The 11956-nt window shown below is 60.5% G+C and carries 10 protein-coding genes and 1 pseudogene; 6 read left to right on the forward strand and 5 right to left on the reverse strand.

The genetic code is table 11. From position 1 onward, the window contains the following. Positions 1-461 precede the first annotated feature (461 nt). From OKW38_RS28430 to OKW38_RS28455, 6 genes and pseudogenes are all read left to right on the forward strand, one after another. Entirely contained in the window at positions 462-839 is a 378-nt protein-coding gene (locus OKW38_RS28430) for an STAS/SEC14 domain-containing protein (RefSeq protein WP_090807178.1), read from the forward strand. A 312-nt stretch (positions 840-1151) separates the two neighbouring features. Next, on the forward strand, positions 1152-1583 hold the full coding sequence (locus tag OKW38_RS28435) for a hypothetical protein (RefSeq protein ID WP_090807180.1): 432 nt from the start codon (positions 1152-1154) through the stop codon (positions 1581-1583). Positions 1584-1899: 316 nt separating this feature from the next. Next, positions 1900-3753, forward strand: a complete 1854-nt coding sequence (locus OKW38_RS28440) for an FAD-binding protein (protein WP_429364232.1) — start codon at positions 1900-1902, stop codon at positions 3751-3753. Between the two features lie 107 nt (positions 3754-3860). Continuing rightward, complete coding sequence (locus OKW38_RS28445; RefSeq protein WP_090807184.1) at positions 3861-4115, forward strand: hypothetical protein; 255 nt, start codon at positions 3861-3863, stop codon at positions 4113-4115. Positions 4116-4320: 205 nt separating this feature from the next. After that, complete coding sequence (locus OKW38_RS28450; RefSeq protein ID WP_429333500.1) at positions 4321-4692, forward strand: hypothetical protein; 372 nt, start codon at positions 4321-4323, stop codon at positions 4690-4692. Between the two features lie 193 nt (positions 4693-4885). Further along, positions 4886-5475, forward strand: a pseudogene (locus tag OKW38_RS28455) (DUF72 domain-containing protein); the annotation flags it as partial. A gap of 442 nt (positions 5476-5917) precedes the next feature. Here the strand turns inward: OKW38_RS28455 and OKW38_RS28460 are convergent. The 5 genes from OKW38_RS28460 to OKW38_RS28480 form a co-directional block, all read right to left on the reverse strand. Next, positions 5918-6412, reverse strand: coding sequence for a hypothetical protein (locus tag OKW38_RS28460; protein WP_429364234.1), 495 nt, complete (start codon positions 6410-6412; stop codon positions 5918-5920). Then, complete coding sequence (locus OKW38_RS28465) at positions 6409-7260, reverse strand: M35 family metallo-endopeptidase (RefSeq protein WP_429364236.1); 852 nt, start codon at positions 7258-7260, stop codon at positions 6409-6411. Before OKW38_RS28465 ends, OKW38_RS28460 begins: the two co-directional genes overlap by 4 nt. 748 nt (positions 7261-8008) lie before the next feature. Continuing rightward, positions 8009-8248: a hypothetical protein gene (locus OKW38_RS28470; protein WP_429364238.1), complete on the reverse strand. Its 240-nt coding sequence runs from the start codon at positions 8246-8248 to the stop codon at positions 8009-8011. A 183-nt stretch (positions 8249-8431) separates the two neighbouring features. After that, positions 8432-9322, reverse strand: a complete 891-nt coding sequence (locus OKW38_RS28475; RefSeq protein ID WP_429364240.1) for a transglutaminase family protein — start codon at positions 9320-9322, stop codon at positions 8432-8434. After that, entirely contained in the window at positions 9319-11949 is a 2631-nt protein-coding gene (locus OKW38_RS28480) for a circularly permuted type 2 ATP-grasp protein (protein ID WP_429364242.1), read from the reverse strand. The genes OKW38_RS28475 and OKW38_RS28480 overlap by 4 nt, the downstream gene beginning before the upstream one ends. Positions 11950-11956 lie beyond the last annotated feature (7 nt).

Here is an 11956-nt window from a genome sequence, read left to right on the forward strand (position 1 = left end):
GTGCCCACAGGTAATTATTCGAGCGCGCGGCGCACACGCGCGGGATTCTAACCTTCAATCCAATCGGGACTCGTGCGTCCCTTCCCGGGTGGGGCGGGACACGGCATGCCGTCGGGGCGACAAAAACCGAATCTCGACGGGCACCCCAAGCAACGCATCCTTTCGGCCATCGATCACGACATCGCGAGCCTGCTGGAACAGTCGGCTGATGCCGAACCGGCTCCGGCACCCCGGCCGCGCATGAAGGGGCGGCTTCATAATTCCGACAATAAAGCACGCTAAGCGGTGGACGCAGGTTGCCAGCTGCGCATTCGTGTCCGCCTCTTGTCGGCCGGCCATGAGCGGTCACTGACCCTGCGAGAACTGTTACCCGAAGCGGTCGCTCATGAGCCTACAATAGGAACGCATCATCGCGGCCGCAGGCACCGAATTGCACTGCGGAGAACCAATGGGGGACGGCGATGTTCAAATTCATCGATGGGTTACCGCAAGATGTGCTCGCGATCGAAGCCACGGGCAAGGTTACGCACGACGACTACAAAAGTACACTCATACCCAAGGCTGAGGCGATGATGGGCAAGGGGCCGATCAAGATGCTCTATGTCGTCGGGAAAGAGTTCACGGGATTTGAGGTTGGAGCGCTTTGGGATGACGGCGCGTTCGGGCTGAGGCACTGGCACGATTTCAGCCACATCGCAGTGGTTACGGATCTCGCATGGCTACGGGTTATGGTTGGTATGCTAAAACCCTTTTTTCATGGCGATGTCCGCTTGTTCTCGCTTGCTGAATTGCCTACCGCGAGACGCTGGATCACGGACTCCAAGCGAGTTAGTCGATGAATAACATCCGCTGCTAAAAATCTGAAATCCATCTGCGCTACAAGGCGTTTCTACGGAAGATGAATTTGCCGGAACAACCTCATTGCACCATTTTCGATTCCCTATTGCTGTCAGTCACGAGTGTCTCAAGCGGTCGGCCTCGGCCTTCCGCGCGAGACGCAGCTCGCGAATTCAGGCCCGTGGCGTCATCTGGCAGAGGTCGGCCAGTTAAAGACCTTCGACGTCTCGGCCAAAATTGACGACAATGTTCCCAAGGAAAGATTGCGGGTCGTGCTCCGTCGTCGGAGACGCCGCTGAATCTAAAAGGAAAACATGAGACGACTGTTCCTCGCTGGGCTCGCAGCCACCTCTTTCGTGACTTGCGTTCATGCGCAAAGCAACGCGTCCGGCCCGCTCGTCACGCCCTCGGGTAACTTGCAATTCGTGCGCGTCGACGGCGATTTCGTGGGGATGCTCGACAAGGAAATTTTCGATCGCTTTAGCGCGAGCATGCTCACGCATTTCGACGACGTAGGCAATGCAAATGACAGCGTCACGCGCACGCTCGTGCAGACTGATTCCGGCCCGGTGCTGTACGACTTTCGCCACCATCCGCCGCTTGTGCAACGCTCGGGTAAGCGCATGACGGTCAAGCGCGTGTTCTGGCAAGGCGATGAAGTCGTGATGCAAAGCTCGCAAGGCTGGTTCCAGTTCAAACGCGGCGTGCTGACGAAGCTGCAGTCGTCTACGACGACGTACCATTGATTACGCGCACACCCCCCAACACACGAGCCAGCGATGACATACGTCGCCTCGCCGCGCACGTCGTTGCCTTTTTCCAGGTTGCCTTAACCTCTTGCGGGTCGAGCTCAGCGCGTCGTCGTGGGACAGGTTTCGGCCAATCGACCCCGAAGGCTAAGTCGTTGAAAATCTGTCCGGCGGTGGGCTGGGGGCTAACGATTTGCGGTGCACGGTTGGCGGACTTCGAACGCTTGATGCACGTCTTCCGGTCACCCCATTATTCGAAGAGTTCCGCCGGTTTCTCAGTCATCCGGGTTGCAACCATATTGAGATTTCACGCATGCCGATGAAACCTTCAAACAAAACCACGTCCTCGAAAAGACGACGCATTTTGCAAATTGCGGTCGGAATCACATTTTTGCATGGTGCTCGGAAACAGATGCTCGCCCCGGCGCAAGCGGCGGTGTCCGGAGCGCTCACTCGAGTGCGTCCGGGCGATCCAGGCTGGCCGTCCGAGGCGCAGTGGAACGAACTCAGCCAGCAGGTCGGCAATGCACTGGTGAAAGTGCAATCGCCCCTGGTAGCTTGCCTGAACGCGCCCGATAGTGACGACTGCAGGCAACTATTCAGGGAGCTCAAGAACCCCTATTTTCTCGGCGACGAGGTGGGTCTAACGCAAACCCTCGGCTGGGTTGACGCGTGGACATCGACACCCAGCGTCTACGCGGTGGCTGCCCGCAACACGAATGATGTCGTGGTCGCCGTTAACTTCGCACGTCGGAACAATCTCCGCCTCGTGGTGAAGGGCGGCGGCCATAGCTATCAAGGCACATCGAATGCGCCGGACTCTCTGCTGGTCTGGACGCGAAAAATGAACAACATCACCGTGCAGGACGCGTTTGTCGGCACAGGATGCGAGGGGCATGCGACCCCGGTGAGGGCGGTCACGGTCGGTGCCGGCGCGCTCTGGGCGCACGTCTACGATGCGGTCACTACCAAGGCGGGCGGTTACGTGCAAGGTGGCGGCTGCATGACGGTCGGCGTGGCCGGCCTGATCCAAAGCGGCGGGTTCGGCAGCTTTTCCAAGGCCTACGGACTGGCCGCGGGAAGCCTGCTCGAAGCGGAAGTTGTGACGGCAGATGGCGCCGTCCGGATCGCCAATGCCTGCACGAATCCCGATCTATTCTGGGCGCTGAAAGGCGGCGGCGGCGGGAGCCTGGGCGTGGTCACCCGGCTGACGCTGCGGGTTCACGAATTGCCCGAGACTTTCGGCGCGGTGAACATGACAATCAAGGCGACATCGACGTCTGCGTTTCGCCGGCTGATTGGCGTGATCATCGACTTCTATAATCAGAACCTGATGAACCCGCACTGGGGCGAACAGATCAGATTTCGCCGCGACAACGTCCTCACTATCTCGATGGTGTTCCAGGGGCTCAGTCGCAGTGAAGCGCAAGCGATCTGGCAGCCGTTCATGGATACGCTTGCCGCGTCCCCGGACGATTTCAAGGTCGAGTTCTCGCCACTGAAGATTGTCGCCATCTCGGCCCGCAGTTTCTGGGCTCCAACCCTGTTCAAGAAGCTCCTCGGCTTCATCAGCACCGACGACCGGCCGGGCGCACCCGACGACAATATCTTTTGGTCGGGTAATCGCGGAGAGGCGGGACAAGTGCTACACGGCTACGAGTCCGCGTGGCTCCCCGCGGCCTTGCTGCAAGATGACCGGCGTCAAACCCTGGCCGACACGCTGTTTGCGGCGACCCGTCAATGGAGCGTGTCGCTGCACGTCAACAAGGGCTTGGCGGGTGCACCGGCGGAGGCTGTCGCTGCCGCGAGAAACACCGCCACGAACCCGGCCGCGCTGGACGCCTTCGCGTTGCTTATCGCCGGGGCGGAGGGGCGGCCCGCGTATCCCGGCATTCAGGGCCACGAGCCCGACACCGCGCTGGCGCGCCGGGACCGGCAGGCCATCGGACGTGCAATGGCCGAGGTGCGCAAGCTGGTTCCAGACGCCGGGTCCTACGTGGCGGAAAGCAATTTTTTCGACGCGGACTGGCAGCGGTCCTTCTGGGGCTCAAATTACAGCAGGCTGCTCGCCATTAAGGATCAGTATGATCCCGATGGTTTGTTCTTCGTTCATCACGGCGTGGGGAGCGAACGCTGGAGCGCCGACGGTTTCACGAAAATCGTATGAACGACTCGACCTTCGAACTCGCACATATGGTTCAGCGGAAATCACATTTCGAAATCTCGTATTGAGGCTGCCCGGCACCATTCGGTCATGACAGGCCGCTAACGTGAATGTTGAAAGGCTATATCCGGCCGACTCCCGCCGACCGTATCGGGCAGGACCCGGCCACGAACGGTCCTTCGCAGTCGGTTGGCGAACGTCTGCGGATGAGCTATCAGTCGCCACTTGGCGAAGCGACGGCGACCGATGATTCGCCGGACGAGCCAGCTTCATTTTCAAGCGCTGTTTCGGGAGTGGGCAGCAGGCAACTCGCACCAGATCCGGAGAATTCCCGGCGCGATTCATCGATCAGTTATATCGAGTAACACCTGTAATCCAGTATGAAACCTTCTTTTCCATGACTCGGACTAGACTGGTCTGGCCTTTTCCCCCGGCAGCGCTTCGTGTTTTTCTCCGCTCGGCCCGCGCCTCCTCAACGTGGGCCAATTTTTTGAGCCAGCGTACCCAACGGTAAAACGGCTGCCCGCTGCAAGCGGTTGCGAACCGCACGTATATTGAAGGAGACGTAAATTGAAAGCACGTCCGACAGCCCGTAATGCCGGTCTGCTCATGCACATTCTTGCCGTGAGTGCGGCGGTGGGCGCAGCCATGATGTCGATCGGGCCGATGGCTTTCGCGCAAGCCAGTTCACCCGTTAGTAGCAGCGTGTTCATCCACCGGTCGTTCGATACGGGCAATAGCGCGGTTAATGAAAACTTTCAGTACATCGCGCATCCGCCAATGCGGCCGGTGGCGGCGAGCGAGCCCACCGTGGTACGCAGTTCGCACCGAGGCCATCGCGGGCAAACGGGAGCGACGGGCAGCGGCACGAACAACGCAGCAGCAGTGCCACTACCGCAGATGCCAGCGGACGCACCATCTAACGCGCCAGTTTCGCAGTAGCGCTTTTTCATCAGATCAGGCCAGGCACCGTGACTGGCGATCGATCGCGGGCTCGTGCCTTCAACCGAGAGGTGATGTGGCGTTCGCGGCTGCGACCGCCCGCTGCTGGACCAAGTGCGGTCGCTCAACGGTAGGAGTCGAAAGGCAGTTACGGGTCGTGAACCGACCTCGATCGTTACCCGCGCGACCTCATGAGAATCTCTATTACAAGGATGTACCGCCGCCAGTTATCGAGGAACTGTGGGCGCGCTTCTTTGCGGCCCTGCAGCCACTGCACGTGTGGCGGGCAAGCTCGGCGCGGTGCTATTCCAGTTTCCGCACTGGATAACCGCAGTACCGAAAGCGATGAGGCTCGTCGAGCACTGCGCCGAGCGCATGCACCCGTTTGTGACCGCGTTCGAATTTCGGCACGAGAGCTGGTTGAGCGAGAAGCACCGCGAGTCAAGCCTTGCGATGGAGCGTGAACGCGGGATCGTTCACGTGATTGTCGATGCGCCGGAAGGCGTGACGAAGCGCGCGCACTCAGTTTGGGAAGCGACGTCGCCCGAACTCGCGATCGTACGGCTGCATGGCCGCAACGCGTCGACATGGAGCGGCGCCGAGTCGGCGGCGGAACGGTTCAACCATGACGATAGCGACGACGAGCTTCGCGAACTCGCGCCACCGATTGAGGACATTGCGGGGCGCACGGCGCGCACACACGTCCTGTTCAACAACTGCTATCGCGATATCGCGCGGCGCAACGCTGTGACAATGATGGGGCTTCTGCGAGTCACGCGGTAAAGGCGCTGGAATGGTTCGCGCTGTCCCCGTGCCGAGAATTCCTGATCCTGATAGCCCTTACGAAGCCCATGAGAGTACTTGCCACACCGATGCGCGAGCGCGGCAAAGACCGGCATAAACGCGATATCGAAGCTGCCGAGCCGGTGTGCGGCGACGTAACCATTAATCACGAACAGTCCGCGCAATACAAGCGCACCAGCAAGGTGGCGAGCTTCCAGCAATCCGGCTCGGCAGATGCGCAACCGCTGCCGCCGCTGCAGGATGTTGAACTGAGCTGGATGGGTCCTAACGGCTTCGTGCTGACCGACATCGAGTTCATCGGTGATATCGCCTATGCTCGGTCGTGGTGGTGCCCGGTCGCTGCATGCCTCGGCGCGCGATCTGTGATTCTGTTTCGCGCTGGAATGAAAAGCCCCGCCGAGGCCGGGCCCTATTCTTGTGCTTACGGGTTGATAACCTTGGTGCGTGGGGTCACTCTTGGATCGTTGCACATCCATGCGCAGCTACCTTTACAGATCGGATGCAACTCAACTTCGATCTGGCGGACAGCTAGTTCACCGTCAGCCCGCTTCACCACGAACCCATCCGTAAGAGTTTTCGGCACGATATAGATATTCTCACTTCTGATACCGAGCTTCCTCAAATACGCTTGCACGTTTTCCCCACGGCGCTCCTGCAAAACGTCAAGATCGTGCTCGCCAATATATGCACCGGCCATCACAATCGCCTGAATCTGCACGTCAGGCCACTTCTTTGCCTCTTCCACCGCCTCTGCGATTGCGCGCCGATTTTCCTTTGAAAGTTCGACCGTGTTGAATGGCAACTCAATAGCCGCTACCTCTCCGATAGTACAAGCATTAACCGGGCGTCCCAAGCAAAACCACACGGCAAGCAATGCCGCGAGAAGGCCACCGCGCAAAATCGGTTGTCTACTCATGGTGCGATATTAACTCCATCGAATGTCGCTATGTAGCCAGCGATGCTGTCCGCGTTGCTAATCGCCTGATGAGGCTTATTTCTCGCGAAGATCATCGCCCCCGCTTCGCTGTCGAGATACATGTGGTCTTGCGAATTAAAAGTGTCTGTGAAGTGCGTACATTCATGGATTATCGTCTTGACCTTGCATATTCCCCACAACTGGGCAAATGGACTTTCACAAAACTTCGAGTAAATAGCGATAACCCGTTTTTCCGAATCCGGTTTGCAGACTGCGGCGTGATTGACGCCCGAATCCGGCGTGACCGCACACGACAGGTGCCGGTTTGTTTCACTGTCCCATCGCACAATCCTTTCTGGCTCCAGTTGCTGCATCGCTGCAAGCAATCTCGGAAGCCCTTCGCTAAGTACCCTCTTTGCGTGTACATCCGCACTTGCAAAGAAGGTCGTCACCCGGTCCTGCTCTTTCGTGTCCCAACGTGCAAGGCCCTCAATGCGGTTTTTGATTAACTCGACGCCGATATCGCGTGCCCGCATAGCCTGTCTGCGAAACTCCTTGTTGGTCATGTTCGGGCAGATAGAGGTCGTGTTGATCGTGACGTCCCTATTTGAACCAAGAGTCGTGTTTGTAAAAGCAGTGTCATCGAGAGTTACCCATTCGGTGTTGTCGTTCGCTTTGCTAGCGCTCCACTTCAATCGCAAGAAACTTGAAACCCTGCGTTGTAACGCGAGAAGTCTGCCCGGCTGCGTTTGTCTTGCCGCTACAGATTTCTTTGCCTTCGGCGAGAATCCGGTATCGCACATCTGGCACAGGGTTGCCGTTGTAATCCCTGATGGTGAACCGTTCATCGAACGGGCCTGCAGGTCGACTGCGACAGAGGCACCCCTCGCCTTGCCCTAACGCCTGCCTCATGTCGTAACCGGACGGGAGAGCCCTGATCGCATTAATCGGAATCCGCTCCCCGGATTTAGGATTCGTCGTCATTGCATGAGGCATATCAGGCCACCCTTTGTATATCTTGAATGTAATACGGCAATCAAGACATTCCCGGTTATCTGATCCCTCGAACATATCCGCAAAGCGAGCCTTCATTTCTGCAATGATCGCCTCTGCGGAGCGCATCCTTTCATACATTGGACCCTCCCATAGGTTAATTCGCGCTTTCAGACCAGCAGACCATTGAGCACCCGTAAGAGCATCATCAGTTACCCTCCGCGTTATGGTTCAGATCGAATGCAACTGAAGCCTATCCCGCGGGAAAAATTCGCCGGATTCGACATTGAGACCCATTGCAGACGGTATTGGCGTGAAGTTTAAGTAGACTAAATGGTGATACGGCAAAGCAGGCATTCTTCCTTGCCCACGGCACCATCCTGTTTCAGTTTTCCCATTCGACCTCTTCTGTTTTCCAGAAAAACATCTATCGAATAAACCATTTAAACGGGTCACGGTCAATGACTTTAATTCGAGATAATCCCGTTTTGACAGATATTCGCAATTGCTCTGGCCATCTCATTTTCAGGTGCAGTTTTCCAATATCACCGTCCAACAAAAAAGCGGCATTGAGCCGCTTTTACCGTAAGTGACCGACGCCGGTCAGTGCTTTGCCCATGAAGCGTCCATAGACGCCAGTTTCCCGTTCACGCCCTGCGCAGGGTCAGCGAGAAGCGCTGCCGCGTCTCCCGGTGTCAGTTGGCGGTTAGGAAGCCGCTTGGCGTCAAGCGCAAGCACGGTGAACAGTTCCTGATCGGTGCGATTGGTCGCGTGGTAGTTCTCGCCGATCTGGATCATGAGCTCCAGCAGGTTGCGGCGTTCGTGTCTTTCCTCGACAGTCACAGCAGGACTTCTAGCGGAGCCTGAATTGCGCGAGAAGGCCAATAATCGTTGCTGGTCGATCAGCGTTCCGGGCCACAGACAGCCAACGCGATTCGGCTTTATTCGCGTTCCGTTCGACAATGAGTTGCGGGGCGAATAGTTGGCCGACCTCGGTCCAATACCGGCACAGAACCGCGCCCGCAATCACAACTCCAGCACCGTCACCCCGACTTCCATCCGATGCGCGCCGCCGCCAAGAATCGTCCCGCGAAGCAGTGACACGTCGCTGTAATCGCGCCCGATCGCGAGCGTCACATGATCCAGATCGGCGAGCACGTCATTGGTCGGATCGAGATCGATCCAGCCGCTGGCCGGACAATGCACCGATACCCAAGCGTGCGAAGCATCCGCGCCAATCAGGCGCGGGTGTCCCGGCGGCGGATCGTTGCGCAGATAGCCGCTGACGTAGCGGGCGGGCAAACCAAGCGAGCGCAGACAGCCGATCATCACCTGCGCGAAATCCTGACACACGCCGCTCTTCAGCTCAAACGCGCGTTCGGCCGGCGTGTCGAACAGCGTCGCCGACGGCTTGTACGCGAAGTCCTCGTGAATCCGATGCATCAGATCGATCGCGCCCGCGACGAGCGACCGGCCGGGCGTGAAGCTCGGCAACGCATACGCGCGCAGCGACGGCCGCAGCGCAATATTCGGCGAAGCGAAGCAGTACTCCGCCTCGGCACAGAACTCGCCGCCCACGCGAAACCGCAGCGCCTCGGCCACCGTCTCCCAGGGCGGGGTGGCCTCGGCGTCGAGGTTGGTCCAGCGCGGCGTCAGCGCGACCGTGGTTTCGCTGACGAGTTGCAGGCGCTCGTGCGGTGTATCGAGCGCGAAGTACAGCACGTCGTTGCCGAATGCGTCGATGCGGCTATGCTGATACGACGGCTGCGGCTCGATCCGCTCGCTGCGTGAGATCACACGCTGCCACGGACACGCGAGCGGCCGGATCGTCGCCAGATGCTGCGCGGTTTCGACATACGTCGAGTAATGGTAAACAGTGCGATGCGAAACAGACAGCACCGTCGACGCGTTCTTCATGCCCACACCTGCGAGGCAACCGTGGTCGCGTGACTGAAATAGCGCGCGCTGATCTCATGCGCGGCCGCATTGGCGAAGCTGCCGATCTGATCGCACAGCGCAATCAGCTTGCCATACGAGCCCTGTTCGTCGACCTCGCACAGCGATTCGAGCGTCGGCAGCGATTCGACGGGCGGCAGCAGCTCCGCGAACGGCCGATGCCGCACACTGCCCGCCGCGATGGCGATCTCGTCGAGTTTGTTGCGCAGGCGCTCGTACACGCCATAAATGCCGCGCGGATTATGCGGTTCGATCACGAGCAGATCGAGCAGCGCCGGTACTTCGAAACGTCCCGGATACAGCGAGCGATACGTGAGCGTGCTGTCGAACATTTGCAGCAGCAGATCGAAGCCGGCCGGCGTCGCGAGCTGGCCGTTCACGGCGACGCCGCGCATGAACGCGGCCATCGTCGCGACGCGTTCGATATGACGCCCGACGAATAGCAGCCGCCACGCCTCATCGCGCGTCATGCGGTCGCCCTGCGCGCCGCTGATCGCCGATAGCTGCACCGACAGATGCTCGAGCGCATTCGCCAGCGTCACGCGGTCGTAGCGATCGAACGCATTGCCGCTGCTCGTGGCACCCGCGCCGCCGTTGCCCGCGCCCACGGCTGGCGACAACACCTGCAACGCGTCCTGAAAGTCGTTGCGCGCCGCGAGGATCATGCGCCAATGATCATTCGACAAACGCCCGCGCACCTCGCCGTTCGCGCGCGCCTGGCAATTGAGGTTCTGGCTGATGCTGACGCTGCCCGCGCTCTCGCCGAGATTCGCGACGAGCGCGCGCTCGAACGTCTGCGGCGACGGCAGCCCGTGCGGCGACGCCAGGTCGCCCGACTGCACGAGGCCGCACCATGTCGCGAGTTCGACCAGCGTCGCGAACATCGAATCGGCGTCGTTGCCTTCGAGCGAGCCGAGAATCAGCCGCAGCAGACGCACGTTGTTTTCCGCCCGCTCGCCGTAGCGGCCCGCCCAGAACAGGTTCTCCGCGGCACGGCTCGATACCGTACGATGCTTGCGCGTGAGATCGGCGGGCTGCATCGGCGAAGGCAGCAGTGTGAAGGTCGAGCTTGGCTGGCTCGACAGCACCCAGGTATCGACGCTGCTGCCGCCGTGCTGCATCGATACCGTGGTCTGACGCTCCGCGGCCATGCGCGTGAAACCGCCCGGCATCACGTGCCAGCCGCCGTTGACGTCGGCGATCGCATAGACGCGCAGCACCGACGGCCTTCCGCCGATCGTGCCCTCCTCGAAGCGCGGCGTGCAGGAAAAGCGCTGCTCCTGCTGGATCGTGAACGCGTCGGGCAACGCGTCGATGCGCTCGCGCCATGCCGCGAGCGGCTGCCTGCCCCCTTCGATGCCGGGCGGCGTGTCGCGTCCCGTGAGCGGCCACGTCGGCACGATGAACGCGTCGTCGAGATGCGCGAACGCATGCTCGCGCGCGGCCCGTTCGCCGCACCACCAGGTCGGCACGCCGGGCAGCAGCAGTTCTTCGCCGAGCAACGCTTCGGCGATACCCGGCATGAAACCGTGCAACGCCGGCGACTCGGCGAACCCCGAGCCCGGCACGTTCGACACGATCACATTGCCCGCGCGCATCACCTGCAACAGCCCCGGCACGCCGATCGTCGAATCGGCGCGCAGTTCGATCGGGTCGCAGAATGCGTCGTCGAGCCGGCGCAGCACGACGTGCACGCGTTCGAGGCCGGCCAGGGTCTTCAGATAGAGCCGGTCGCCGCGCACGGTCAGATCCTTGCCTTCGACCAGCGTGACGCCGAGATAGCGCGCCAGAAACACATGCTCGAAATAGGTTTCGCTGTACGGCCCGGGCGTGAGCAGCGCGATATGCGGTGACGCGTCAGCGCTTTCCTCATTGCGCATCGTCGCTTGCGCGGCCTGCACGAGCGTCGCGATCAGTTGCGAATAGAGCGGCGCGAGCCGGCTCACGCGCAGCGAGCGGAACGGCTCCGCGAGGAGCGTCGACACGATCAGGCGGTTTTCGAGCGCGTAGCCGAGACCGGACGGCGCCTCGGTGCGATGCGCGATCACGCTCCACTCGCCGCCCGGCGTACGCGCGAGATCGAGCGCGACGACCTGCAGATACTGACCGCCGGGCGGCGTGAAGCCCTTCACCGAACGCAGATAGCCCGGATGGCCGAACACCAGCGCGGGCGGCAGTCGGCCATCTTCGAGCAGCGTCCGCGGTCCGTAGATGTCGGCAACGATCGCGTTGAGCAGATGCGCGCGCTGCGCGACGCCGCGCTCGAGGTGCGCCCACTCGGCCTCGCTGATCAGGAACGGCAGGAGGTCGAGCGCCCATGGCCGTGACTTGCCGTTGTCCGCGTAGACGTTGTAGCTGATGTCGTTGTCGCGGATCTGCTGCGCGATCGACGCGTGATGGTCCGCGAGCCGCGCCACGCCGTCTTCGTCGAGCAGTGCGAAGAACTGCCGCCACGGCTCGCGCAGCGCGCCCGACGCGTCGCGCAGCTCGTCCCAATGTCCGTCATGACCCGGCAGCAATCGCAACAGGGACGAAGCGTCCGCCGGCAGCGCGGACGCCTCGAAGGGCAAAGTCGATTGAAAGGCCAAGGTCGTG

The sequence above is a fragment of the Paraburkholderia sp. MM5496-R1 genome (assembly GCF_050436205.1).
GTDB classification, from domain to species: domain Bacteria; phylum Pseudomonadota; class Gammaproteobacteria; order Burkholderiales; family Burkholderiaceae; genus Paraburkholderia; species Paraburkholderia tuberum.